The sequence below is a fragment of the Chryseobacterium sp. R2A-55 genome, from assembly GCF_021401085.1.
In the GTDB taxonomy this organism is placed as follows: Bacteria; Bacteroidota; Bacteroidia; order Flavobacteriales; family Weeksellaceae; genus Kaistella.
In genome coordinates this window covers 197,887-222,576 of the sequence record NZ_JACBFP010000002.1, presented here as the reverse complement: position 1 = coordinate 222,576, position 24,690 = coordinate 197,887, and the positions used below count along the sequence as shown (strand labels likewise).

Genomic DNA, 24,690 nt, shown 5'->3' with positions numbered 1-24,690 from the left:
ATCAGTGGCAATTATATTTCTGGAATTGAGTACAGAATTCGCTAATTTTCCTCGTCGTCATAATATTCAAAAAGAAAATCATTGTAGGGAAACCTCGAAATATGGATTTTCAAAACCTCGTCGTAAATCATTTTCTTCATTTCGGGGAAATTCTCTTTGGTTAAAGCCGAAATAAAGACCGTCGGATATTTGGATTTCGACATCCAGGTCTTTTCCCATTCTGCCAGAGAAATATTCTTTCTGTTGGAAGGCGTCAAGTCATCTTCTTCTTTTTTCTCGTAAGCAAAAGCATCGATCTTGTTGAAAACCATAATCATCGGTTTTTGATGCGCTCCGATTTCCATCAAAATTTGATTCACGGAATTGATATGGTCTTCAAAACTGTCGTGGGAAATATCAACAACATGAATCAGCAAATCCGCTTCACGAACTTCATCCAAAGTCGATTTAAAGCTTTCCACCAATTGTGTCGGTAATTTTCTGATGAAACCAACGGTGTCCGTCAACAGAAAAGGTAAATTCCCTACTACCACTTTTCTCACCGTGGTGTCCAAAGTGGCAAACAGTTTATTTTCGGCGAAAACCTCTGATTTCGAAATCGCGTTCATCAAAGTGGATTTTCCCACGTTGGTATATCCAACTAATGCGACACGTACCATCTTTCCACGGTTTTGTCTTTGGGTGGACATCTGTTTATCGATGGTTTTCAGTTTTTCCTTTAATAGTGAAATCCGGTCGCGGATAATTCGCCGGTCGGTTTCGATTTCGGTTTCTCCGGGTCCTCTCATTCCAATTCCACCACGCTGTCTTTCCAGGTGGGTCCACATTCTTGTCAAACGTGGCAAAAGATATTCGTATTGTGCGAGTTCTACCTGAGTTCTTGCATAAGAAGTTTGTGCTCTTTGCGCGAAAATATCCAGAATCAAATTGGTTCTATCCAGAATTTTCACCTCCATTTCCTTCTCAAGATTTTTCAGTTGTGAAGGTGAAAGTTCATCATCAAAAATAACAGTCGTAATTCCGTTTTCCTTGATATAATTTCTGATTTCATCCGCTTTTCCGCTTCCGACAAAAGTTTTGGAATCCGGTTGCGACATTTTTTGGGTGAAACGTTTATCCACAGTTGCTCCTGCCGTAAACGCCAAAAACTCAAGTTCATCAAGGTATTCCTTAAGTTTTGCTTCGTCTTGATTTTGGGTAATTAAGCCCACCAAAACGGCTTTTTCGTATAAATGTTCTTTTTTTTCTAGCATAGGTTAATTGCGTTCAGCATTCCTGCAAATTTAAGAATTTTATTTCCGGGAGTTTAAATCCTTTACACAAAAGCAGGGAAAGTCACACTTCCTTTCCGCCAAACTTCCACTTCATCCAAAGCATAATCACCGCCGTCATAAAAACAACAATATTGGTGAGAATCACAGAAATGCTGTCTTTCAAAACTCCATAACCAATCCAAATAATAGTACTTGCAAGAACAATCATAAAGGTGTGCACGGAAATATCCTGAACAGATTTTGATTTCCAGGTTTTGAAGATTTGTGGAACGAAGGTGATGCAGGAAAGGAAACCTCCGAGCAAACCGATGATTTCAGGATTGATGTCCATAAGTAATAAGTGATATTTGAGACTTCAAATCTATGAAATTCACCTCGTAATTCAGGCTTTTTACCACTATTACAAAAAAACACTTCATGACCATATTACTGAAATCAATCCCAGTCTGATGTGATAAATTTCATGGTTTCTCCCGCATCATTGGAAAGTGTAAGATAATGTCCGTTGATTTTGTACTTAGACATGCTTGGTAAAGTTTTGGCGAAAGCGGTCTCCAAATCCATGTTATTTTCGCAATACATCATCGTGGATCCAATGCCAGAAAATCTCACCAAACCATCCGAATAAAATTCTGCGGTAAAAAACATTTTATTACAACCCATTTCCGCTCCGTATTGATTGGGATTGGTTTTCGCGGAAGTCAAATCCATATTTGCACGGTTTTTCACCATCAGATCCCGACTGAAATTTTGAAATTCAACCAGCATCCATTGACGGTTTATACCTTCATAAACTAAAGTTTTAGTTGAACAGTTTTGAAACAGAAAAATTGCGATTAAGAAGATCAAAATCCGACCAAGTCCTTTCATAATATTAATTTTCAACAACACCGCCATTATTGTGCCGTAATTCCTAAATTTGATTTCAGAAAATAATTAAAAATGACTCAGAATTATTTTAGTTTTGAAGGCGAGATTCAGAAAGCGGGCGAAATCAACGCCGCATTCGTAGAATTCCCGTTTTCGGTACAGGAACTTTTCGGGAAAAAAGGCCAGGTCAGGATCCAGGCGATTTTTGATGGAAAAGTGGAGTATCGTGGAAGCTTGACGAAAATGAATTCAGATTGCCATATTTTGGGTTTAACTCAGGAAATTAGAAAGAAACTGGGGAAATCATTTGGGGACACTGTTTCCGTGAAATTGTGCGAAGACAAAGAAGAGCGAATCGTGGAAATTCCCGAAGATGTGAAAATTATTTTCAATGAAAATCTGAAGGCAAAGGAATTGTTTGATGCGATGAGCTATACCCACAGAAAAGAATACATCCGCTGGATTGTGGAAGCCAAAAAGCCTGAAACCCGCGAAAACCGAAAAGTAAAAATGATCGAAATGATTCTTGCAGGAAAAAAAGGAATATGATGGAAAAAAAAATAATAGAAACTGAAAGACTTCTCCTGGAACCTATGTCAACCGACGATTCGCAGTTCATCTTCGAATTGTATAATTCGCCGAACTTCATCAGATTTATTGGGGACCGGAATATCAAAACCATTGCTGATGCTGAAAATTACATCAGAAACAGATTCCTGCCGCAGATCGAAAAACTGGGTTACGGAAACTATTTGATTACCAAAAAAGAAGACGGCAAAAAAATCGGCAGCGTCGGAATTTTCGAGCGTGACGGTTTGGAAGTGCACGACATCGGATTTAGTTTTCTACCAGAGTTTGAGGGAAAAGGTTATGGTTGCGAAGCCGCCTCAAAGCTGATGGAAGTTGGATTTAAAGAATTTGGCTTAAAGAAAATTTCGGCTATTACTACGAAGGAAAATATTTCTTCTCAAAAACTGATTGAAAAACTAGGCCTAAAATTCCAAAAAATGGTGAGCCTGCCGAATGACGAAGAGGAATTGATGTACTATGAAGTTGAGCAATCTGCGGAATCCATGTAATCAGAAAGAGGGAAAAACGTGCTTAAATTCTTGCTGATCACTCAAATGAAGCAGATCTAAAACAGAAAATAATCATCTACCCTAAAAAAAAACGCATCAAAAGTGATACGTTTTCTATTTTTTTCCAAGACCAAATACACTGTGCAACAGTCTGCTCCCACCCAATCTCAGTTCGCTTTCCAATCGACCACTGCACGAATAAACGCTTCAGCATTTTCCAGTGGGATATTGGGTAAAATTCCGTGTCCTAGATTTGCGATATAACGGTCTTTTCCGAATCGGTTAATCATTTCGTTCACCATTTTTTTAATTGTTTCCGGTGTGGAATGCAATCTCGCTGGATCAAAATTTCCCTGCAAAGTCATCGTGTGGTTCGTCAAAACCCTCGCATATTCAGGTCGGATCGTCCAATCAACTCCTAAAGCCGAAACTTTCGACAAGGTCATTTCCTCCAAAGCGAACCAGCATCCCTTTCCGAAAACTACCACGTGAGTGAGCGGACTCAATGCTTCCACAATTTGGTTGATGTATTTCCACGAAAACTCCTGATAATCCTCCGGCGACAACATTCCGCCCCAAGAATCAAAAACCTGAACCGCGGAAACACCTTTCTCCACTTTTCTTTTCAGATAAGCAATGGTGGTATCTGTGATTTTCTGTAATAATAAATGGGCAGCTTCCGGATTTTGGAAACATAAAGATTTCGCAATATCAAAAGCTTTTGAACCCTTTCCTTCTACACAGTAGCAAAGGATTGTCCAAGGTGAGCCGGCAAAACCGATCAATGGAATATCATTGTCAAGTTTTTGCAAAGTCAGTTCTATCGCATCGAAGACATATCCCAAAGTATCATTAACATTCGGAACTTCAATATTTTGAACTTGTTCCATGGTTCTGATCGGCGTTTCCAACCAAGGTCCGACGGAATCCACCATTTTGAAATCCATTCCCATTGCTTGCGGAACCACCAGGATATCCGAAAATAAAATCGCGGCGTCTAATGGATATCTGCGAATCGGCATCATGGTGATCTCAGCGGCTAATTCCGGTGTTCTGCATCTGGTGAAAAAATCGTATTCATCGCGCATCGCACGGAATTCCGGCAGGAATCTCCCTGCCTGTCTCATCATCCAAACCGGTGGTCTTTCTACGTTTTCTCCTCGCAATGCCTTTAAATACAGGTCGTTCTTAATCATAATATTTCATTTTACGCTCATTTTTCTTGAGCATCATATTTTGCAATTAAACTCAGTAAATCATCCATGTTGCTTTCTGAACTTGTAATTACTTCATTTTTTGTAAACTTTTTAATCTCACTTTCTGTGGTTTCCCCGATGGAAAAAAGCAGGTATTGATCAAGCGAATTATGCTTCGCAAAACTTCTCACACCGCTCGGGCTGAAAAAACAAACCGCATCATAATCTCCCGAAACCTGCGGATATAGCAACTGCGTTTCATAGATGGGAACCTTCTTGTAGGAAATGTTTTGCAGTGGCAATGCATTGTTGAGCACGTTTAAAGCGAGGTTACCGCAGAAATGGAGGAATTTTTCCTTGTTATTATTTTTGATGATGAAATCGGCAAGTTCTTTGGCATGTTTCGCCACCTTGAACGTCCCGAATCCGTTTTTCCTAAGCTCTCTTTTTGTCTGTAAACCCACTGCATAAATCTTGTTGAAATCTCTCTCCACGAAATTTTCATTGGGCATAAAACCATTTTCAAAAAAAGCCTCCACCGCATTCACGCTGGTGAAAATCAAAGAATAGGCCTTTAAATCATAAGGTTTCACTTTCAAATGTTTAATCTTGATCACTTCCATAAAGTCATAAGAAAAATGATTCCCCAGTTTTTTGGAAATCATTGATTCATTGAATTTTTTGGTGAAAAGGATTCTCATTTTTATCTAGGTAATTGGTAAATAATCGCTTCTATGCGCTTGTTACAATTGGGTTTTGATTTGCTGCATTATTTCTCTTCCGCCATTCCTGATGACTTCTTCGGCGAATTTCTTACCGTAATTCACTCCTTCTTTATAGGTAAAAATTTCGTCTGTTTCAATGCAGTTTTGTCCATCCAGTGAACATAATCTTCCCCGGAAACGGATTTCATTCTTGTCATTAATTTCGGCAAAAGCACCAATCGGGGCGGTGCAGCCTCCTTCCAACGTGTTCAGAAAATTTCTTTCGATATTGATACAGATCTGAGTCGGAAGGTGATTAATTTCTTTAAAAACCTCCTTCATTTCCGGATCGTCACTTCTACCGGTAATGGCCACTACTCCTTGTGCAGGTGCTGAAATCATGATCGGAATTGCTTCATAACGAATATCTAAACCCATTCTTTCAATCGCCGCCAAGGAAAAAAGCGTGGCGTCAAAATCTTGTTCTTCAAGTTTTCGCAGGCGTGTCTGCACATTTCCGCGGATATCTGAAAATTCCGTATCCGGAAATTCCTTTAGCCAAAATGCTCTTCTACGGAGGGAACTGGTGGCGATTTTCAAATCCCGCAAATCCAAAGTCTCAGCATCTGGTTTTCTGACCAGCACATCCTGCGGAAAATCCCTTTTTAAAACCGCGATGATTTCAATGTTTTCAGGAAGTTCGGTAGGAATATCCTTTAAGGAGTGTACGGCAATATCCACTTCATGATTCAATAAGGCAATGTCTAAATCTTTGGTGAAAATCCCCGTGATTCCCATCGCATAAAGTGGTTGCTGAAGATTTTTATCGCCAGAAGAAACAATCGGCGTGATTTCGGTACTGTAATTTCTGTTTTGCAGATTTCGTTCGACTTCCCTTGCCTGCCAAAGTGCGAGCGGCGAGTTTCTGGTTCCGAGTTTAATGCTTCTCATTGAATTCCTTGTTGGGTTGTTCCACTAAAATCTCATGCATTAACTTGCTGATCTCCTCAGCTTTCCATGGATTATCGATGATATATTTCGCAAAACGGTTGGTGATTTTCTGGATCATTTTCCCAGAAAGTTCCATATCTTCTATTTCTATATATTTGTGTTTTTTGTGAATATTGTGCATTTCATTGCGTTCCATGTTTTTCAGAACGGCTTTAAAATGGTGAATGTTAGGTGCCAATTTTCTTTTCTTTTCCCATTCCAGAAAATCCCTGGTCATTTCTTTAATGATTTCCTCGGCTTTGGGAATTTCTTTTTTCCGCTGAACCATGGTTTCGCTGATGTGCAGGGAAAGTTGATCCACATCCACCAAACTGACATTCTGGTTATCCGTGATGTTTTTTTCCACATTATTGGGAATCGAAAGATCGATGACAAGCGTTTCTTTTCCGTTTGGGAAATGGCTTTTGTTGATGATCGGGTGTTTTGCTCCAGTTGCTACAATCAGGATATCAGTTTGTTTCAATTCTTCATGAAAGTCTGCAAATTCAATGTGTGGAATCTGATATTTTTCAGCGATCTTTTCTGCTTTATCTTTGCTCCGATTGGCGATTTTTACTTTTGGTTTGTAAACGTGTTTTACCAGATTTTCTACCGTGTTCTGACCAATTTCTCCAACTCCCAACAACAAGATATTCTTGTCAGAAATCTGTTGCTGATTTTTCAGGATATAGTGAACTGCGGCGTAAGAAACAGAAGCCGCCCCATTTGAAATTTCGGTTTCATTCTTGATTCTTTTCGAAATTTGAATGGCTGAATTGATTGCTCTTTCCAAGAATGGATTTGAGTTTTGCTTTTCTTTCTTGAAACGGTGGTATGCATTTTTGATTTGACCGATGATTTCAAAATCACCAATGATCTGGCTTTCCAATCCAGCTGCCACACGGAATAGGTGATTCAATGCTTCTTCGTGTTTCAGGATGTTCACGTATTTCATGAACTCGGTGAGACTCACGCCGGTGGTTTTGCAGTAAAGTTCTGCAATCAAAAGGTAGTTTTGGGAAGTGGTGTAAATCTCGGTTCTGTTGCAGGTGGAAACCACGAAAGCGTCACCCAAATTCTCTTCATGAATTTCGTTGACAAAACTTTTGACATTTTCATCAAAAAAGGCAAATTTCCCCCTGGTTTCGGCATCGGCTTTTTCAAAACTGATGCTCAAAACGGCAAAATTGGCGGTTTTGTGAATGTTTGGATCGGTATTCATAAAGCAACGGCAAATTTAAGACTTTATATTGAATAAAAGAAAGGCTGGAAATATGAGGATTATCATCGAAATCTATCAAATCCGGACTTCAGATTTTCTCAGTAAAATTTCTTCCAATTCATATTTTGCCTTTAAAATTAACTGATTCACAATTTTTTACAACCGACAAAACAATCTTTGGCTAAAAAAGTTTAATTAAAAACCCCGTTCAACTTTAATAAAACTTTAACGGAAATTAATTAGGACTAAATTCATAAAACAGTTCTAAATTTATATCTTTGTACACTTTAAAAAATCAGCAGAAAAATGGGGTTATTTGATATGTTCACGCAGGATATTGCGATTGACTTGGGAACAGCAAACACACTAATTATACATAACAACAAGATTGTAATCGACCAACCTTCTATCGTTGCAATCGAAAGAACTTCTGGGAAACCAATTGCAGTGGGCGAAAAAGCAAAACACATGCAGGGAAAAACCCACGAAGATATCAAAACAATCAGACCTTTGAAAGATGGCGTAATCGCTGATTTTCATGCCTCTGAACACATGATCAAGGAATTCATCAAACAAATTCCGGGAATTAAGGGAAAACTTTTCCAACCCACCTTGAAAATTGTGATTTGTATTCCCTCCGGAATTACAGAGGTGGAAAAAAGAGCGGTTCGTGATTCCGCACAAAAAGTGAATGCAAAAGAAGTCCGTTTGATCTATGAACCAATGGCGGCCGCAATCGGTGTAGGAATCGACGTGCAGAAACCTGAAGGAAACATGATTATCGATATAGGTGGAGGAACAACAGAAATCGCTGTGGTTGCTCTTGGAGGAATCGTTTGCGACAAATCCGTGAAAATTGCAGGCGACGTTTTTACCAATGATATTGCTTATTACCTGAGAACCCACCACAATTTATACATCGGTGAAAGAACCGCTGAAAGAGTGAAAATCGAAGTAGGTTCCGCCATCGAAGAACTGGATGTGGAAATTGAAGATATTCCGGTTCAAGGACGCGATTTGATTACCGGAAAACCGAAAGAAATCATGGTGAACTACAAAGAAATCGCAAGGGCTTTAGACAAATCCATCATAAGAATCGAGGATGCAGTCATGGAAACCTTATCTCTGACTCCTCCGGAATTGGCGGCAGATATCTACAAAACCGGAATTTATCTTGCGGGAGGCGGCGCACTTCTCCGCGGATTGGCAGACAGACTGCACAAGAAAACCGGGCTCCCTGTTTTCGTAGCGGAAGACCCACTGAGAGCTGTAGTTCGCGGTACAGGAATCGCACTGAAAAACATGGACAAATTCAACTTCCTGATTAAATAACAGTTAATTTTTACGACACATTCTGATGGGATTTTTGCTGAGATTATTTTCGAAGAACGGTTTGTTCGTCTTCTTTATATTCCTGCAAATCACTGCATTGGTGTTGATTTTCAGCAGAAACTCCATGCAGCAATCATGGCTTGCCGCACAAACAGCGGCATTCAATTCCTGGGTTTCCGGGTATATTGATGAAGGCGCTTCGTACCTGAAACTCAAGCAAATCAATGACGAACTGGTGAAACAAAACAAGGTATTGATGGAGCAGGTTTACGGAAAAGGAACTAGCGAAATCCCACAATTCAAAAAAGTTCACGACACGATTGGCGGCGGACAAATCTACACTTTTGTAGATGGCGAAATCATTTTTAACAGCATCAACAGAAAGGACAACTACTTCACCATCAACCGCGGAAAACGCGACGGAGTATTCCCAAAAATGGGAGTGATGGCGCCGAATGGAATCGCAGGAATCGTTATTAACACTACGGATTCTTACGCTTTGGTTCAATCGGTTTTGAGTTTGGATAAAATCAAGATCAATGCCGCCCTGAAAAAATCGGGATATTTCGGAACTTTGACTTGGCGAGGTGACGATTCCAGAACCATGCATCTCTCCGATATTCCAAAATATGTTGCCCTGCAAGTGGGAGACACCGTGGTCACCGACGGTAAATCTGCCATTTTTCCAAGAGGAATAATGATCGGGAAAGTTGCCGGTTATCAAGTGGACAACAAAACCGGTTTCTGGGATATTTCTGTGGAACTGAGCGAAAAAATGGGAAACCTGAGCAAGATTTATGTGGTCAAAAATTTAAAGAAAGCAGAAGTAAGCAGAATTCAGGATACTTTGCAGGCAACGATAAAACGGGAAAAATGATAAGCAGAACACTTTTTACAGATGTATTAATAATTGCTTTCCTGGTGGCTTTGCAGATTTTCGTGCTCAACAGAATCACCCTTTTCGGAAAATACACGCCGGTACTTTATCCGGTTTTCGTGATGTTTTATCCTTTTTTCAGGAATAAATTTCAGTTTCTGGCATTGAGTTTCTTATTAGGTTTATCTATTGATGCCTTTCTTTATACTTGGGGAATCAATGCATTTGCAACCACGATAATCGCCTATTTTAGGACATTGATTTTCAGAACCTCTACCGATACTTCCACTGATTTCTTTTCTTTTCAGAGCTTACAATGGATGCAATTTCTGTTCTTTATTGGGTCCAGTATTTTCGTTCATCAGTTTCTAGTGCAATACATCGAGTTTTTCAAATTCAGCAGATTCTTAGAAATCTTTCTAAATGTTTTGGCAACCAGCGCAATTTCATTTATATTTATCCTGATGTACGCATTGGCTTTTAGGATTAAGCAGAGAATTTGAAATCTAACCTTTTTTTAACATTAAAAATTATCAGGTGGTCTTTTTAAAAGGTCACTAATCAATGAAATCACAATATCTAAAAATAACCGTTATTTTGGCTCTTCTTGCTTCTATTTTCATAGCGAGGCTGGCTTATTTGCAGTTGTTTACCGACAGATATGCATTGAATGCAGCGAATACATCCATCAAGACAGAATACATCATTCCGCAAAGAGGGGTGATTTTCGACCGAAACGGTAAAATCATGGTGGGAAACCAGCCATCCTATGAAATTTCCTACACCGAGGCATTGATGCGGCCGGATTTTGATACCGTGGATTTTTGCCAGTTGATGAAGATCAGCAAATCCGATTTCAAAAAGAGGATTGATGCCCTAAAAAAAGAAAAATACTACTCCAAACTCACCCCGATGACTTTTATGAAAAATCTAAGTCGTGAGGAAATCGCACGAGTTCAGGAAATTATCTTCAAATATCCAGCATTTAATATTGTTTCCAGACCACAAAGACAATACGAAGTTTCCACTTCGGGAAATCTGTTGGGATATACCAATGAAGTCAACGACCGAGACATCAAAAGAGATTCGCTCTATTATTTGCCGGGCGATTTCATCGGAAAGACCGGCGTGGAAAGATCTTATGAAAAAGAACTTCGCGGTGTGAAAGGCGTTCAATACATCCAAAAGGACATCCGCTTGCGAAATATTGGTCCCTACAAGAACGGAACATTGGACAAAGATGTGATCACCGGAAAGGATATCACTTTAACCATCGACTACGATCTGCAGCGCATGGCGGAAGAAATGATGGTGAACAAGCAGGGAGCCATTGTGGCACTTGATCCCACGAATGGAGAGATTTTGGTGATGGCAACCGGACCCGACATTGACCCCAATCTTTTTACCGGACCGGAAAAAACCAAAAACCTTTACCGTCTTCAGATGGACACGCTTTACAATAACCGGCCAACTTTTGACCGATCCGTTCAGGCGGCTTATCCACCGGGATCTACCTTCAAACTGTTAACCGCCGCCGCAGCTATGCAAATGGGCGTGATGAACGAAAACACCATTTTCCCTTGTGGAGGTGGGTTTTATTATAAAGGATTAAGGATCAAAGGTCACGGCGGCGCGGATCCATTGATTCCCGCCATCCAGGTTTCCAGCAACTGCTATTTTTCTTATGCCTTCATCGCCATTATGAACAAATATCCGGGAAATCCCACCAAAGGTGTTGATGAATGGAAAAAGATCATGAGCAGTTTCGGGTTGGGAGAATTCCTGAATAACGATTTGGCGGTTGGTTCAAAAGGCAGAATTCCAAGCGGGGAATTTTATGAAAAACGAAGCGGCAAAAAAGACTGGAGTTCCGACTACACCATGAACGGATCCATCTTCAACGGAATGGGGCAAGGCGACGTATTGCTAACTCCAATGCAAATGGCAAATGCAACCGCAGCAATCGTCAATAAAGGATGGTACTACACCCCCCACATTGTGAAAGCCATTGATGGAAAACCCAATCCGGATCCGAGATTTAAAGTTAAACATAAAACGCTGGTAGAACCCAAATATTTCGAACCCATCATCAAAGGAATGGAAAGAGTTGTTCTGGCAGGAACTGCGCGAGGTTTGAGATCCAACGACTTTACCATGCTCGCCAAAACCGGAACGGCACAGGTTCCGCAAGGAAAAGACAACTCGATCTTCATTTTGGCTGCTCCGGCAGAAAACCCGAAAATAGTAGTTGCAGCGGTAATGGAGCATGCCGGATTCGGAGCAACATGGGCAGGACCGGCCGCAACGGTGATTGCCGAGAGATATTTGCTGGGCGATTTGAAAAGAGAGCATCTTTACAAAAAAATGACTGGTGCGAGTTTCATGCCAGAATATAGAAGACAGTGGATCGTGGATTTGAAACGGAAAGGACTTTATAAAGAACCCAATAAAGATTCTTTGAAAATCCTTCAAATTGAAGACAGTTTGAAATTTATAAAAAACGAAGCTCTGAGAGAACGACTCACTTACCGAAGAGATTCCATCAGATACAGACTTAAAACCAGTACCCAGAAAAAATGAAATGGACACAAGGAATCGATAAATTGGGGATTTTCCTGTATTTGCTACTGTGTTCATTTGCCGTGGCAAATATTTACAGCGTGGATCCCGCAGCCGGAATCAAGCAGGGGACTTTTTTCGTGATATCGATATTCATCGGAATCATCATTTTCTTCATGCGTGCCAAATTTTTCGAAAATTCTGCCGGAATGTTCTATATTTTCGGAGTACTGCTTTTGGTAGGGCTTTTCCCTTTTGGTAAAGAAGTTTTGGGGCAAAAAAACTGGTACCGTTTCGGCGGATTCAGTTTTCAACCGGTGGAATTTGCAAAACTTGCGGTTGCGCTGATGCTGGCCAATTACGTGGCAGGTCCTGATTTTAATCTGAAATATCGAAAATCACTTTGGACTGCCTTAGCAATAATCGGCGTTCCCGCGGTCATCGTTTTGGCGATTCCCGATGTGGGTTCCTTGCTGGTATTTACCGCGTTTTTTATCGCTTTATTTCGTGAGGGATTATCGGGTTGGTTATTCGGAATTGGGTTTATTTTTGTTGCCGTATTTTTGGTTTCTCTTGCGGTGGATCCGATTTATGTTGCAGCGGGAATTGTACTGATTGCCGCCATTGTTATCTTTTTCAACTATCAAAAAATTCACTGGAACGTAATTTCCATTGCGGGAATTTTCGGTTCAGTTTTACTCCTTTGCGGGATTGCCTTTGGAACTCCGAAGATCCTGGAAAAATTACCTAAACACCAGAGAGAGCGAATCGAGGTTTTGTACAAAGGTGAAAAGGCCTTTCGCGATACTTCGGGTTACAATTTACTTTATTCCAAGACAGCAATTGGTTCCGGGGGATTTTTCGGCAAAGGATACCGTGAAGGTTCGGTGACTCAGGGAAAATTTGTTCCGGAGCAAAGCACGGACTACATTTTCTGTACGGTGGGCGAAGAATGGGGATTTCTGGGAAGTTCGTTACTGGTTTTGGTTTACACCATTTTCATCGGTAGGATTTATTACCTCTCGGAAAAGCAGAAGTCTATCTTTAACCGAGTTTTTGGATATTGTTTCGCATCGATCCTTTTGATGCACTTTGCCATCAATCTTGGTATGGTGATGGGGCTTTTCCCTACAGTAGGGATTCCGCTGCCATTTTTCAGTTCTGGTGGCACTTCCCTGCTCACGTTTTCAGTAATGACTTTTATTTTCTTTAAATTGAATTACGCAGACCGGAATAGTTTGGTGTAGTAGATTCTTGTTCTGAAGCTAAGGGAATTTTGAACTTTGTAAATGGATTTAGCTTAAAATATTTTAAACATTCTGTATTTATTAAGATTGGATAGATTTTTCCCCACAAAAAAAGCCGCCCGTTCCGGCGACTTTATTTGATCAATTATTGGTGAGGTCCTAGTTATTCGCGAAATTAGATTCCACTAATTCGGGAGTTAGCACCCGCTTTGCAAATCGGTATTTCGGTCCCCAGTAAGAGTCATTCAGCGAAGAAATCATCACACCGCGTGAGGTGGCAGCATGGATGAACTTCACTTCACCGTCTTCGTCCACGCTTTCTATAATTCCTACGTGGGAAATTCTGTTTCCGCCTTTGTGCGAGAAAAAGATTAGATCTCCTTTTTGCAGGTGTTCCTTTTCAACATTATCCCCTTCCTGTGCTTGTGCGGCAGCGACTCTTGGCAGATTCATTCCAGCGGCACTGAAAACTGAAAGCACGAATGCAGAGCAGTCAATCCCTCTTCTGGTCATTCCTCCATATCGGTACGGAGTTCCCAGATAGGACTCTGCTTCGGTTAAAATTTCGTCGATTTTTTTGGTGAATCTGATGGTTTTTGCAATCTCCTCTTTTTTGATGGCTGCTTCCATGCTTTTCGCGGCTGCTGCCTTTTCATCCGCAAAACTGGTGAGTAATTGTGCTTTTGCGGTTTCTAATTTTTTATTATCTATTGAGGTAAGTTTGGCATTTGTTTTGTACTCGTTTGAGTAATTAGCCGGCGTTGAAACTACATAGTTGGTAACACATGATTGTAGAGAGAAAGTAGCGATAATACCGGCAACATAAAACAGAACTCTTTTCTTCATATATATTTATTTGTCCGTGTTAAAAAAGTAATATTTGTTTTTAAACGCAACACAAAAATAGGTATTCGAGACAAAAAAAGGGTGAAAACACCTTTTTTGAAAAGTTCTTTTAACACATTTTAACATTACTTTTTTGAATGTTAAAGAAATAGGAGTCGCAATCCCTTTATTTAAGGGATTGCGTTTTTATTTTTATTAAGATTCCTTAACATTTATACAGACCGTCTATTTCGGTTATGCAATCCTTCTATAAAACCCGGTGGAAACAAAAAAAAGCCCGGAACATTTCCGGACTTCCATTATTTTTCTCATCATTTGTTATCTTGTAAAAAGCAGTTCCCGATATTTGGTCATTGGCCAAAGTTCGTCATCAACTAACATTTCCAGTTCGTCGGATGCATTTCTTATCTCATCGAAAAGCGGTTTGACCTCATTGCAAAACGCTTCAGCCATTTTGTGTGAGTCTTCTATTTTTTTTGCTTTTTTGGTTGCAGCCAAAAGTTTTTCCACCCCTACTTTCATCATCGAAATATGCTCTGAAATTTCAGCAATCATGCTCATCTGCTCTTTCGCCAATGTTTTGAACTCTTTATCGCCAAAAATCTCTTTCAGTCCTTTCACATTTTCGATCAGCCTGTTTTGATAATTGATGGCACATGGAACGATATGGTTCCTTGCAATATCGGCTAACACGGTTGCCTCAATGGAAACCATGGTAGAATATTTCTCCAACTTGATTTCATTTCTTGCCTCGATTTCCCGCTGTGAATATATTCCGAGTTCTTCATAAAGTTCCACAAATTTTTGGTCAAGTTCCCTGCTCAAGGCTTCCGGAGTAGTTTTCAAATTTTTTAATCCGCGTCTTTTTGCCTCTCTCGCCCAATCTTCTGAGTATCCGTCACCTTCAAACATGATGTTCTTGGAGACTTTGATGTATTCCCTCAACACATTAAAAATGGCTTCGTCTTTTTTCAGACCATTTTCCAGCAGGCTATCCACTTCTTTTTTGAAATCCCGCAACTGTTTTGCTACAATGGCGTTCATCACGGTCATTACTTCAGCGCAGTTTGCGGAAGAACCTACCGCCCTGATTTCAAATTTATTTCCTGTAAACGCAAATGGCGAGGTCCTGTTTCGGTCTGTATTGTCCAACAAAATTTCCGGAATTTTCCCTACCACATTCAGTTTCAGTTCTGTTTTTTCTTCTGGCGAAAGTTTGCCATCCGTCACTTTTTCCAGCTCTTCCAAAACACCGAAAAGTTGTGTTCCAATGAATGCGGAAATAATTGCAGGCGGAGCTTCGTTTGCTCCCAATCGGTAATCATTACTCGCAGAAGCGATACTCGCTCTCAGCAGATCCGCATAATCATGAACCGCTTTGATGGTATTCACGAAGAAAGTCAGGAACTGCAAATTCTTTTTCGGGTTTTTTCCCGGACTTAATAGATTTTCGCCGGTATCGGTTGCCAAACTCCAGTTGTTGTGCTTCCCGCTTCCATTCACTCCTGCGAAAGGTTTTTCGTGGAAAAGGATGTGGAAGTGGTGTTTGTGCGCTACTCTCGCCATTAAATCCATCAAAAGGGAATTGTGATCCACGGCAACATTCACTTCTTCAAACATCGGTGCCAATTCGTATTGGTTGGGCGCAACTTCGTTGTGACGCGTAGTCACCGGAATTCCCAGCTGCATACATTTGATTTCCAGCTCCTTCATAAAGTTCATCACTCGGGTTGGAATGGATCCAAAATAATGATCATCCAACTGCTGTCCTTTCGCGGGGGAATGTCCGAGCAGCGTTTTTCCCGTAATCACCAAATCCGGTCTGGATTGATAAAGAGCGGAATCCACTAGAAAATATTCCTGTTCCCAACCCAAAGTGGGAGTCACTTTGGTCACATTCTTATCAAAATAGGATTTGCAGATATCGGTTGCGGCGTCATCCACTGCACTTAGTGCACGCAAAAGAGGAGCTTTATAGTCTAAGGTTTCGCCAGTATATGAAATAAAAATGGATGGAATACACAGAGTCGTCCCCAAAATGAAAGCGGGAGAAGTGGGATCCCATGCCGTGTAACCTCTTGCTTCAAAAGTGTTTCTGATTCCTCCATTCGGGAAAGATGAAGCATCTGGTTCCTGCTGGATCAACATGCCTCCGGAAAATCTTTCGATCGCCCGATCACTTTCGAAAGGAGTGAAAAATGAATCGTGCTTTTCTGCGGTAGTTCCGGTTAAGGGCTGAAACCAGTGGGTGTAGTGGGTAACTCCTTTGCTTAAAGCCCAATCTTTCATTGCCACTGCAATTTGGTCAGCAACATCACGCTGGATTTTGGTTCCCTTTTTTATCGCATTCTGAATGGAGGTGAATGCTTCTTTGGTTAAATAAGACCTCATCGTCTCCTCAGAGAAAACATTTTGGCAGAAAAGCTCGGATAGTTTTGCGGGAAATTTAACCGCATTGTCTCTTCTGAAATCTTTGAAAGAAAGTGTTTCTAGCGCTTTAAACCTTAAATTTGACATAATGCATCTGTTTTGATAGGGCAAAGTTAATACAAAATACGTTAAAAAACATTTTTACCCCATATTTTTTAGGGGTGTTAAGGAAATTTTAATTTTTTTATAGTTTGGTTCAATTTTAAGATGAACAATGATTAATCACCTCTATAAACCAAAAAATAGGAAATTTTGCGGGTTTGTATTATCTTTGCCAAAAGATACACCTATGGTAAATTCACGAGCAAGGGAAACCACGGAAGCGATTGAGCGGCTTTATGTTTCCATGCGTCACTTATTCTATCGCGGTTTTTTCAAACCATCCGGGATTTCCGGAGAAAGTCTTAGAAATTTGTTATTGACCATCAACCCCGAAATCTACGGGACAATGGGCATCCCCAACAAGGTTGAACTCAATGGATTGCTTTATGTTTTGGATCGGCTTCCGGAAGGAATCGAGGAATGTTCATTCATTCACCTGACTTCCGACGAAGGATTTGAGAAAGGAAGTTTCGAGGTTATCGTACCGAAAAAAAGAAGAAGAAACTGCTACAGAATTGATGAACACCAAATGAACATTGAGGTTCTTCTGGGCCGTTCAGAGATTTATGATATTTTGACCCACCTTACTTTCCTATATATTGAAGCGGACAAAATCCGGCACCTCGCCTTCGTCTCAGATGAAAACGACAAGCCAACCAGGGCCTGGAAAATCATCGAAGAAGTGGCAAAAGGGGAAAAAAAATTAAGCCGAAAAGAAAAAGAAGTAGCACTCATCCATCTTTCTTCACTTCTGGGAAGAACCTTTGATGAAACCCTGGAAGCTTACAACAACTTTGGCGACGATAAAAATCCGGACCGACTTTTCAAAATCATCTATCATCTAGGAAACGAAAGTTTTAATGATGATAAGAAAATCCGAGAAAGGGAAGTTCACTTTTCTGCGATTTTAAGGGAAAGAGTCGGACACCATTTTTTCGGTGAAAAATGGGCGAATAAAGTGAAGTCGGTTCTGGCAGAAAACCATCTGCATATGAGACCTTTGCACATTATTTCCGCTAATATGCATTCCGTGAAAAATATGCTCTATGGAAACGACGCCCTGGGAAAAAAGGCCACGAAAAATGTAGATTACAAAATGTATGAGGAGATTTCTAACAAGAAATCCCTGCAGGAAAAAGTCCTTTCCTATTCCCAAGAAGCGGGACTGATCTCCATTGACGACCAAAGCGGAAGTAATATTGCAGTGCAGTTGATCGATTTGTCTAAAACCGATTTGAAAAACACTCCTTTTTCGGGGATCAAGTTTTCTGGAGATGACGTGGTGATGGTTTTTGATTATGCATTCGGTGAACAGGCGTATGAAATCATGGACGAATTGCTTAGACCATATGAATACAATGGCGAAATTTACACCATGAAGGTGAAATCCATCTCCATCATGGGAAAAGCAGGGATTCTGATGGGTGAAAAAGGTGATATCATGATTCCAACTTCACATGTTTTTGAAGGAACTGCAGATAATTACCCGTTCCAAAATGCACTGAAACTTTCCGATTTTCAGGATGACGAACTGAAAGCGTTTGAAGGTGGAATGGTCACCGTTTTGGGAACCTCTCTTCAGAACAAGGACATTTTAAAATATTTCATGGAAACTTCCTGGAAAGCGATCGGGCTTGAAATGGAAGGTGCTCATTACCAAAAAGCGATTCAGGTGGCATCAAAAATCCGCCACCACATTTCGGAGGATTTGTTTGTAATGTATGCTTATTATGCATCAGATAATCCATTGGAAACCGGCTCCACACTTTCTTCGGGCGGACTTGGCTTGACCGGCGTGAAACCTACTTATCTGATTACCTATCGGATTTTGGAGAAAATCTTGGAAAGCGCGAAAACCCACCCCAGGAAATAAAACGAACTTTTTTTAACTCAAATCCTTTCATTCAGCCCGATTGAAAGGATTTATTATTGGGGTTCACCTGAAATTTGAAATTATTTTAAATCTCTATCTTTGGTCAAATTTTATTTTAACAATGCAGAAACTTCTTGTTACCCTCCTCATTTCGGCGATTTCCACATTAGCTTTTTCGCAGCAGAACGCCTATTATCAGCAATCCGCAAAATATAAAATGGATATTGATATTGACGCACAGAATTTCACCTACCAAGGAAACCAAACTTTAACCTATACCAATAATTCGCCCGATGAATTGAAAGTGGTCTATTTTCATTTGTACTGGAATGCTTTTAAACCCAATTCCATGATGGATCAGAGAGTTCAAAGCCAGGGAAAAAACGGGGATTCCCGATTGCAAACTAACGGAGTTTCAAGATTGGCTTCGATTCCGAAAAGCGAAGAAGGCGCCCAAAACATTCATTGGATCAGGCAAAACGGAAAGGATCTGAAGTTTGAAATCCAGGAAACCATCATGAAAGTAGAACTGAATGCTCCGATTCAACCCAATTCTTCCACCACTTTTACGATGGAATGGGATGCGGTCATTCCACAACAAATTCGTCGTGCGGGAAGAAACAACCGTGAAGGAATCGATATGTCGATGACGCAATGGTATCCGAAAATTGCTGAATATGATTACGACGGATGGGCAACTTTTGACTATATCGGAAGAGAATTTCATGCGCCGTTCTCTGATTTTGAAGTCAACATTAAAATCGATAAACAATATGTCATCGGTGCGGGTGGAACTCTGGAAAATCCTTTAGAAGTAAAAGGTTATGACCCAAATGCGCACATTAAATTTGATTCCCAAAATAAGGCAACCTGGAAATGGACGGCGAAAAATATTCTCGATTTTGCTTTCGCTGCAGATAGAGATTACACGGTTGAAAGTTTCACGATTTTGGACGGGCCGAAAATCTATTACGTTTATCAAAAATCAGAAAAAACCAAACTTTGGGAAGAGTCGAAACCATATGTCACGAAGTTTTTCCAGCTGATGAATACCACTTTTGGGAAATACGCTTACCCTTCCTATTCTTTTATTCAGGGTGGTGATGGCGGCATGGAATACGGAATGTGTACTTTGATGCTCGGTGAAGGAAGAAGTTTGGAAGGTTTGGTGGGATTGATGGTTCACGAAGGCGGACATTCTTGGAATCAGCAAATGTTGGCGTACAACGAAAGTGTGCGACCATGGATGGATGAAGGTTTTACGAGTTATTATGATGATTTGATCATGCACCAACTTTTTCCGCCGAAGGAACCGGTTGCAAATCCTTTTGTAAGTTCAATTAATTCGTATATTGGTTTTACTAAAACCGGAAAAGAAGAACCTGCAGTTTGGTTGGCTGATCATCACGATAGCGGAAGCGCATATTCCATCGCTTCTTACGTGAAAGGAAATCTTTTCTTGGTTCAACTCGGATATATTGTTGGCGAACAAAATTTGTCTTTAATTATGAAAGAATTTTTCAACCAATGGAAGATGAAACATCCGACGGAAAGAGATTTCCTGCACATCGCCCAAAAAATTTCGGGAATGGATTTAAAGTGGTTTCAGCATTATTGGATCAATACCACGAAAACGATTGATTACGCCATTAAAAATGTAAAATATGATGCCAATTCCACCACCATTACGTTAGAAAATAAAGGAGGAATTCCAATGCCGATTGATTTTTCGATTTTAACCAAAGACAAAAAAGTGGTGAACTACCAAATCCCAATGAGCATGACGCACGTTTGGAAAAGCAAGGATATCTATGGTGATTTTAAGACTTTGGATTACTGGAAATGGACTCAGAAAGAATATACTTTTACGATTCCTTACAATAAATCGCAGATTTCCGCTTTGGGAATTGATTTTTCACAAAGATTGGCGGATGTGAATCAGGCGGACAATTTTGTGGAAGTGAAATAAAGCTATTTCCTTTCTGATTTCAGCTCTGAGTAAGATCCAAAATCACTTATCAACAATCTATCATAAATAAATGACTTCAATCGTAATCAACATCGGCAACACCAACATCAGATTCGGACTTTTTGATGGTGACCACTGTCATATTTCCTGGATCATGAATACCAAACCCTACCGAACCAGCGACGAATTACAGGTGCAGTTTATGATGATGTATCAAACCCACGGAATCGATGCTGAAAAAATCGACAAAATCATTATCGGTTCTGTGGTTCCACAGCTGACCCACGATATTTCCCGGGCAATCCAAAAAATCCACGGTAAAAAGCCGGTAATGGTCGATCGAAATACGCCCTCCGAAGTGCAACCGAAATCCCGACAAATGGGATCGGATATTTACGCAAACCTTGTCTCCGCACATCATCTTTACCCCGGAAAAAAGAAAATCATCCTGGATTTTGGAACGGCTTTAACGGCTAGCTGCATTGATGAGAAAGGCGAAACATTGGGAGTCATCATCGCTCCTGGAATCATTACTTCCTTAAATTCTTTAGTCGGTGAAACCGCACAACTCCCTGAAATTGAACTGGTAAAACCAAAAAAAGTTCTGGGATTGGACACGGTTTCCTGCATGCAAAGCGGAATGGTTTACGGATTTTTGGGAATGGTGGAAGGTTTTATCGACCGTATTAATGAAGAGGTGGGAGATGACTGCTTCGTGATTGCCACTGGCGGAGTTTCACACATTTACAAACCATTGACCGATAAAATCCATGTCGCGGACAGATTGCATACCTTGAAAGGATTGTATTTTTTGGGGAAAGATCTTTAAAGAGCCAAGCGTAAAGTTCTATCTCTTATTCCGAAAAAATTCCTTCACTATTCCTGAACTTTCGTTTTCTAAAATACCGAAAACAATTTCTGTCTTCGGGTGAAGCGACAAATTCTTATTGATAAACCCTCTTTGTTCGTCTCTCGCTCCGATTACTACTTTAGAAATCTGCGACCAGTTCAACGCACCGGAACACATCACGCAAGGTTCAAGGGTGACGTACATCGTGCAGTTCCGCAAATATTTGCCGCCCAAAAAATTCGCAGCAGAAGTGATTGCCTGCATTTCTGCATGTGCAGTAACATCGTTTAAAGTTTCGGTAAGGTTGTGCGCTCTTGCAATAATTCTGTTTCCTGAAACAATGATGCAGCCTATGGGAACCTCATCTTTCTCTAAAGCAGCTTCTGCTTCCTGCAGCGCTATTTTCATAAAATATTCGTCGGTGAACATCAGATTTGTTTTAAGAAACTATTCAAAATTCATGACTAAAGGAAGCCTGAAATGGTACCGAACCGGTGTTCCGTTCACCAAAGCCGGGTCAAATTTTTCGGGAAGGAGATACATGGCAATTTCCGCTTGCCGGTTGAAAGTGAAATTGTCTCCCACTGCATGCACTGAACTGATACTTCCGTCCCTTTCAACCACAAATTCTACACTGGTTTTCAGCAGTTCCTGATTCGCCAAAACGGCATCTGAATAAAACAAATCCGCCACTTGCCCCCGAAGATTATTGAATCCTCCGGGATATCTGGCTTCTTGATCCAGGTCATATTTTTTGGGATTAGGCACCTCCACTTTTGGTAGGGGATGAACTTTCAAACGCTCTAAATCTTCGCGGTTTTTTACCTTGATTAAAGCACCGACCAGTGCGGAATTTTGAACACTGTCGATTCTGCGGATGAATTCAGAAAAATCTTTTTTGATATTGACTTTAGCGGCAAAGTCTGACTCTGAGTCAAACTTTTTTTTGAACTCATTATTCAGCATAAAGCGCTGATAATCAAAAAAGCTTTTCACCGCCTTGAACTCAGTATTTTGCTGGCCAAAAAGGAAATTCAACATGAAAAAAAGGCTAAAAAAGAAAAACTTTTTCATTAGGAATTAATCTTTGGTAAATGTAGAAAAAAATTCGGAAGAAGTCGAAAATCATGATTTTTCAGAACTCAATTTTCTCCCTTTTCTGGGGTAAATCCATTGAAGTGGCTGTCAAACAATGCCATATGATGATTTTTGTGAAAAATAAAGACGAGGTGTCCCATAAAATCTTTGCAACAAAAAGCGACCGTGTTCATAGCAAAGATGGCAGCGGCATTTTTTTCTGGTGAATAACGGTACTTTGAGAACCCCACCACCTCCGTTTACCAAAAATAGAAAAAACCTGCCTGTCGGCAGAAAGGTGGAGAGTCTGACCGAAATTTGAAAGAAGCCAAAATGGTAAAGCTCCAAAAAAAATCCCGACAATAAATGACGGGATCATGGTATATTCTTTTCGAATCTTATTCTGCTGTTGGAGCTTCTGTTGCTTGAGCTTCAGCTTCTGTAGTTGCTTCTGCTGTTGCTTCTACTTCTTCTTCATCTTCTTCCTCTGCTGCACCTCCTTTCATCGCAGTTCTAGACATCTTAACAGCTACTACAACCGCATTGTCCGGATGCATGAAAGTAAATCCGTTGGTTTTGATGTCTCCCACGTACAATTTGTTTCCGATTTTCAAAGAAGTAACGTCGATTACCACTTCATCTGGAAGGTTTGCAGGGATTGCTTTCAGTTTCAGTTTTCTGAAAGACTGGCGAAGAACTCCACCTGCCACAACACCTTTTGCACGACCAGTGATTCTTACCGGAACCTCCATGATAACTGGTCTGTCTTCTGACAGCTGATAGAAATCTGCGTGTAGGATTTTGTCTGTAATAGGGTGAAACTGGATGTCCTGAAGTACGGCAGGAATAGTGTTTCCGTCAACCTCAATAGATACCGTGTGTGCTTCAGGAGTGTAAACCAACCCTTTGAAAGATTTTTCTTCCGCAGAGAAGTTGATGGTTTCTGTACCTCCGTAAACAACACAAGGGACTAAATCAGCATTACGTAAAGCTTTAGTAGACTTTTTGCCCACGCTTTCTCTTTTTGTACCTTGAATTGTAATTGATTTCATTATGAAACGTTTAAAAATTTAGGGTGCAAAGGTACAAAAAAAGTAACAAGAATCAAGTAATCTGTTCGATAGCTTCCATTTTTTTGAAAAAAAAAGACTTCTACGGAAGCCTTTTTTTCTTTAATTTTATAGGAATGCAGCTTAAATAATAAACTTGTCGCTGATCGATTTGTGTTGGTGAACCATTTTCATCACGTCTGCGAAAAGTTCGGCACACGAAAGGACCTCAATTTTTTCAGTCAGGTCCGTTCTCACCGGAATGGTGTCTGTGACGATGACTTTTGAAATTTTTGAATTCTCCATGTTTTCATAAGCTTTCCCAGAAAGTACCCCGTGTGTAGCCATTGCGCGGACAGATTTCGCACCGTTTGCGATGAGAATATCTGCAGCTTTGCAAAGTGTTCCGGCGGTATCGATCATATCGTCAATGAGGATTACATTTCTGTCTTTCACGTCACCGATCAGAAACATTTCCTCTACTACATTTGCTTTTTTTCTCTCTTTATAGCAAATGACCACTTCTGCACCAAGATGACCCGCGTAGTTTTTTGCCCGTTTTGCACCTCCCATATCCGGTGATGCAATGGTGAGGTTGTCTAGCTTTAAATTTTGTATGTATTCAATAAAAATGGTAGATGCGTAGAGGTGATCTACCGGAATTTCAAAGAATCCCTGAATTTGATCCGCGTGAAGATCCATCGTCATGATTCTGGTGGCACCCGCTGCAGTGAGCAGGTTTGCGACGAGCTTTGCACCAATTGGTGCTCTGGGTTGGTCTTTTCGGTCCTGTCTTGCCAAACCGTAGTAGGGAAGAACCACGGTAATGCTTTTTGCGGAAGCTCTTTTGGAAGCGTCAATCATCAGGAGCAGTTCCAGGAGGTTGTCAGCTGGCGGAAATGTGGAACCGATTAGGAAAACCCTGCCGCCACGTACAGACTGGTCTAAAACCGGTTCAAACTCTCCGTCACTGAATTCCTGTACCTTGATTTTACCGAGTGGTTGTCCATAATATCCGGCAATTTTTTCTGCTAAAGCCTTACTTGTTCTGGTAGAAAACAGGTAACTTGCTTGATCTGTCATTTTTACTTTTTTAATAGAGCACAAATTTATAAAAAATAAAACCACCCAAAAGAATTTCGGG

General features: G+C 40.5%; 23 protein-coding genes. 10 read left to right on the top strand and 13 right to left on the bottom strand.

Annotated features, from left to right (window positions below; genetic code table 11):
* Positions 1-41 precede the first annotated feature (41 nt).
* From hflX to L0951_RS03790, 3 genes are all read right to left on the bottom strand, one after another.
* On the bottom strand, positions 42-1,253 hold the full coding sequence (hflX, locus tag L0951_RS03800) for a GTPase HflX (protein ID WP_234109558.1): 1,212 nt from the start codon (positions 1,251-1,253) through the stop codon (positions 42-44).
* Positions 1,254-1,335: 82 nt separating this feature from the next.
* Positions 1,336-1,605 (bottom strand): SemiSWEET family sugar transporter, encoded by a 270-nt coding sequence (locus L0951_RS03795; protein ID WP_234109556.1) that lies wholly within the window; start codon positions 1,603-1,605, stop codon positions 1,336-1,338.
* 104 nt (positions 1,606-1,709) lie between these two features.
* Positions 1,710-2,042 (bottom strand): META domain-containing protein, encoded by a 333-nt coding sequence (locus tag L0951_RS03790; protein ID WP_234109554.1) that lies wholly within the window; start codon positions 2,040-2,042, stop codon positions 1,710-1,712.
* A 174-nt stretch (positions 2,043-2,216) separates the two neighbouring features.
* On the opposite strand from L0951_RS03790, the gene L0951_RS03785 reads away from it, so the two are divergent.
* Both L0951_RS03785 and L0951_RS03780 read left to right on the top strand, forming a co-directional pair.
* Positions 2,217-2,693, top strand: coding sequence for a YdeI/OmpD-associated family protein (locus L0951_RS03785; RefSeq protein ID WP_234109552.1), 477 nt, complete (start codon positions 2,217-2,219; stop codon positions 2,691-2,693).
* Complete coding sequence (locus L0951_RS03780) at positions 2,693-3,223, top strand: GNAT family N-acetyltransferase (RefSeq protein ID WP_234109550.1); 531 nt, start codon at positions 2,693-2,695, stop codon at positions 3,221-3,223. Before L0951_RS03785 ends, L0951_RS03780 begins: the two co-directional genes overlap by 1 nt.
* Before the next feature lie 167 nt (positions 3,224-3,390).
* Here L0951_RS03780 and hemE read toward each other — a convergent pair whose 3' ends face one another.
* The 4 genes from hemE to hemA are packed head-to-tail and all read right to left on the bottom strand — an operon-like array spanning position 3,391 to position 7,335.
* Complete coding sequence (gene hemE / locus L0951_RS03775; RefSeq protein WP_234109548.1) at positions 3,391-4,419, bottom strand: uroporphyrinogen decarboxylase; 1,029 nt, start codon at positions 4,417-4,419, stop codon at positions 3,391-3,393.
* A gap of 17 nt (positions 4,420-4,436) precedes the next feature.
* Positions 4,437-5,120 (bottom strand): uroporphyrinogen-III synthase, encoded by a 684-nt coding sequence (locus L0951_RS03770; RefSeq protein WP_234109545.1) that lies wholly within the window; start codon positions 5,118-5,120, stop codon positions 4,437-4,439.
* A gap of 42 nt (positions 5,121-5,162) precedes the next feature.
* Positions 5,163-6,074, bottom strand: a complete 912-nt coding sequence (gene hemC / locus L0951_RS03765; RefSeq protein WP_234109543.1) for a hydroxymethylbilane synthase — start codon at positions 6,072-6,074, stop codon at positions 5,163-5,165.
* A complete protein-coding gene (hemA, locus tag L0951_RS03760; RefSeq protein ID WP_234109542.1) occupies positions 6,061-7,335 on the bottom strand; it encodes a glutamyl-tRNA reductase in 1,275 nt (424 codons plus the stop codon). The genes hemC and hemA overlap by 14 nt, the downstream gene beginning before the upstream one ends.
* A 306-nt stretch (positions 7,336-7,641) precedes the next feature.
* Here hemA and L0951_RS03755 point away from each other — a divergent pair, with 306 nt between their 5' ends.
* The 5 genes from L0951_RS03755 (at position 7,642) to rodA (ending at position 13,350) form a co-directional block, all read left to right on the top strand.
* Complete coding sequence (locus tag L0951_RS03755; RefSeq protein WP_048499316.1) at positions 7,642-8,667, top strand: rod shape-determining protein; 1,026 nt, start codon at positions 7,642-7,644, stop codon at positions 8,665-8,667.
* A 25-nt stretch (positions 8,668-8,692) separates the two neighbouring features.
* Positions 8,693-9,544 (top strand): rod shape-determining protein MreC, encoded by an 852-nt coding sequence (gene mreC, locus L0951_RS03750; RefSeq protein ID WP_234109541.1) that lies wholly within the window; start codon positions 8,693-8,695, stop codon positions 9,542-9,544.
* Positions 9,541-10,047 (top strand): rod shape-determining protein MreD, encoded by a 507-nt coding sequence (locus L0951_RS03745; RefSeq protein ID WP_234109540.1) that lies wholly within the window; start codon positions 9,541-9,543, stop codon positions 10,045-10,047. Before mreC ends, L0951_RS03745 begins: the two co-directional genes overlap by 4 nt.
* 61 nt (positions 10,048-10,108) lie before the next feature.
* Positions 10,109-12,124, top strand: coding sequence for a penicillin-binding transpeptidase domain-containing protein (locus L0951_RS03740; RefSeq protein WP_234109538.1), 2,016 nt, complete (start codon positions 10,109-10,111; stop codon positions 12,122-12,124).
* Positions 12,121-13,350: a rod shape-determining protein RodA gene (gene rodA / locus L0951_RS03735; protein WP_234109536.1), complete on the top strand. Its 1,230-nt coding sequence runs from the start codon at positions 12,121-12,123 to the stop codon at positions 13,348-13,350. The genes L0951_RS03740 and rodA overlap by 4 nt, the downstream gene beginning before the upstream one ends.
* A gap of 159 nt (positions 13,351-13,509) precedes the next feature.
* Here rodA and L0951_RS03730 read toward each other — a convergent pair whose 3' ends face one another.
* Both L0951_RS03730 and L0951_RS03725 read right to left on the bottom strand, forming a co-directional pair.
* Positions 13,510-14,196, bottom strand: a complete 687-nt coding sequence (locus tag L0951_RS03730; RefSeq protein WP_234109534.1) for a C40 family peptidase — start codon at positions 14,194-14,196, stop codon at positions 13,510-13,512.
* A gap of 318 nt (positions 14,197-14,514) precedes the next feature.
* Positions 14,515-16,713 carry a glutamine synthetase III gene (locus L0951_RS03725; protein WP_234109532.1) on the bottom strand — a complete coding sequence of 733 codons (2,199 nt, stop codon included), beginning with the start codon at positions 16,711-16,713 and terminating at the stop codon, positions 14,515-14,517.
* Positions 16,714-16,915: 202 nt separating this feature from the next.
* Here L0951_RS03725 and L0951_RS03720 point away from each other — a divergent pair, with 202 nt between their 5' ends.
* The 3 genes from L0951_RS03720 (at position 16,916) to L0951_RS03710 (ending at position 21,399) form a co-directional block, all read left to right on the top strand.
* Positions 16,916-18,601 carry a DUF6909 family protein gene (locus tag L0951_RS03720; RefSeq protein WP_234109530.1) on the top strand — a complete coding sequence of 562 codons (1,686 nt, stop codon included), beginning with the start codon at positions 16,916-16,918 and terminating at the stop codon, positions 18,599-18,601.
* Between the two features lie 121 nt (positions 18,602-18,722).
* Complete coding sequence (locus tag L0951_RS03715) at positions 18,723-20,570, top strand: M1 family metallopeptidase (RefSeq protein ID WP_234109529.1); 1,848 nt, start codon at positions 18,723-18,725, stop codon at positions 20,568-20,570.
* 70 nt (positions 20,571-20,640) lie between these two features.
* On the top strand, positions 20,641-21,399 hold the full coding sequence (locus L0951_RS03710) for a type III pantothenate kinase (RefSeq protein ID WP_234109527.1): 759 nt from the start codon (positions 20,641-20,643) through the stop codon (positions 21,397-21,399).
* 18 nt (positions 21,400-21,417) lie between these two features.
* Here L0951_RS03710 and L0951_RS03705 read toward each other — a convergent pair whose 3' ends face one another.
* From L0951_RS03705 to L0951_RS03690, 4 genes are all read right to left on the bottom strand, one after another.
* On the bottom strand, positions 21,418-21,849 hold the full coding sequence (locus L0951_RS03705) for a nucleoside deaminase (protein ID WP_234109525.1): 432 nt from the start codon (positions 21,847-21,849) through the stop codon (positions 21,418-21,420).
* Positions 21,850-21,867: 18 nt separating this feature from the next.
* Positions 21,868-22,494, bottom strand: a complete 627-nt coding sequence (locus L0951_RS03700; RefSeq protein WP_234109523.1) for an energy transducer TonB — start codon at positions 22,492-22,494, stop codon at positions 21,868-21,870.
* Positions 22,495-22,895: 401 nt separating this feature from the next.
* Positions 22,896-23,549 (bottom strand): 50S ribosomal protein L25/general stress protein Ctc, encoded by a 654-nt coding sequence (locus L0951_RS03695; RefSeq protein ID WP_234109521.1) that lies wholly within the window; start codon positions 23,547-23,549, stop codon positions 22,896-22,898.
* A 141-nt stretch (positions 23,550-23,690) separates the two neighbouring features.
* Positions 23,691-24,629, bottom strand: a complete 939-nt coding sequence (locus L0951_RS03690) for a ribose-phosphate pyrophosphokinase (protein ID WP_234109519.1) — start codon at positions 24,627-24,629, stop codon at positions 23,691-23,693.
* Positions 24,630-24,690: the final 61 nt, after the last annotated feature.

What these genes read in the sequence shown, in the direction of transcription:
- hflX (WP_234109558.1), bottom strand. Translation starts at nt 1,253, where the DNA reads ATGCTAGAAAAAAAAGAACATTTATACGAAAAAGCCGTTTTGGTGGGC.
- L0951_RS03795 (WP_234109556.1), bottom strand. Translation starts at nt 1,605, where the DNA reads ATGGACATCAATCCTGAAATCATCGGTTTGCTCGGAGGTTTCCTTTCC.
- L0951_RS03790 (WP_234109554.1), bottom strand. Translation starts at nt 2,042, where the DNA reads ATGCTGGTTGAATTTCAAAATTTCAGTCGGGATCTGATGGTGAAAAAC.
- L0951_RS03785 (WP_234109552.1), top strand. Translation starts at nt 2,217, where the DNA reads ATGACTCAGAATTATTTTAGTTTTGAAGGCGAGATTCAGAAAGCGGGC.
- L0951_RS03780 (WP_234109550.1), top strand. Translation starts at nt 2,693, where the DNA reads ATGGAAAAAAAAATAATAGAAACTGAAAGACTTCTCCTGGAACCTATG.
- hemE (WP_234109548.1), bottom strand. Translation starts at nt 4,419, where the DNA reads ATGATTAAGAACGACCTGTATTTAAAGGCATTGCGAGGAGAAAACGTA.
- L0951_RS03770 (WP_234109545.1), bottom strand. Translation starts at nt 5,120, where the DNA reads ATGAGAATCCTTTTCACCAAAAAATTCAATGAATCAATGATTTCCAAA.
- hemC (WP_234109543.1), bottom strand. Translation starts at nt 6,074, where the DNA reads ATGAGAAGCATTAAACTCGGAACCAGAAACTCGCCGCTCGCACTTTGG.
- hemA (WP_234109542.1), bottom strand. Translation starts at nt 7,335, where the DNA reads ATGAATACCGATCCAAACATTCACAAAACCGCCAATTTTGCCGTTTTG.
- L0951_RS03755 (WP_048499316.1), top strand. Translation starts at nt 7,642, where the DNA reads ATGGGGTTATTTGATATGTTCACGCAGGATATTGCGATTGACTTGGGA.
- mreC (WP_234109541.1), top strand. Translation starts at nt 8,693, where the DNA reads ATGGGATTTTTGCTGAGATTATTTTCGAAGAACGGTTTGTTCGTCTTC.
- L0951_RS03745 (WP_234109540.1), top strand. Translation starts at nt 9,541, where the DNA reads ATGATAAGCAGAACACTTTTTACAGATGTATTAATAATTGCTTTCCTG.
- L0951_RS03740 (WP_234109538.1), top strand. Translation starts at nt 10,109, where the DNA reads ATGAAATCACAATATCTAAAAATAACCGTTATTTTGGCTCTTCTTGCT.
- rodA (WP_234109536.1), top strand. Translation starts at nt 12,121, where the DNA reads ATGAAATGGACACAAGGAATCGATAAATTGGGGATTTTCCTGTATTTG.
- L0951_RS03730 (WP_234109534.1), bottom strand. Translation starts at nt 14,196, where the DNA reads ATGAAGAAAAGAGTTCTGTTTTATGTTGCCGGTATTATCGCTACTTTC.
- L0951_RS03725 (WP_234109532.1), bottom strand. Translation starts at nt 16,713, where the DNA reads ATGTCAAATTTAAGGTTTAAAGCGCTAGAAACACTTTCTTTCAAAGAT.
- L0951_RS03720 (WP_234109530.1), top strand. Translation starts at nt 16,916, where the DNA reads ATGGTAAATTCACGAGCAAGGGAAACCACGGAAGCGATTGAGCGGCTT.
- L0951_RS03715 (WP_234109529.1), top strand. Translation starts at nt 18,723, where the DNA reads ATGCAGAAACTTCTTGTTACCCTCCTCATTTCGGCGATTTCCACATTA.
- L0951_RS03710 (WP_234109527.1), top strand. Translation starts at nt 20,641, where the DNA reads ATGACTTCAATCGTAATCAACATCGGCAACACCAACATCAGATTCGGA.
- L0951_RS03705 (WP_234109525.1), bottom strand. Translation starts at nt 21,849, where the DNA reads ATGTTCACCGACGAATATTTTATGAAAATAGCGCTGCAGGAAGCAGAA.
- L0951_RS03700 (WP_234109523.1), bottom strand. Translation starts at nt 22,494, where the DNA reads ATGAAAAAGTTTTTCTTTTTTAGCCTTTTTTTCATGTTGAATTTCCTT.
- L0951_RS03695 (WP_234109521.1), bottom strand. Translation starts at nt 23,549, where the DNA reads ATGAAATCAATTACAATTCAAGGTACAAAAAGAGAAAGCGTGGGCAAA.
- L0951_RS03690 (WP_234109519.1), bottom strand. Translation starts at nt 24,629, where the DNA reads ATGACAGATCAAGCAAGTTACCTGTTTTCTACCAGAACAAGTAAGGCT.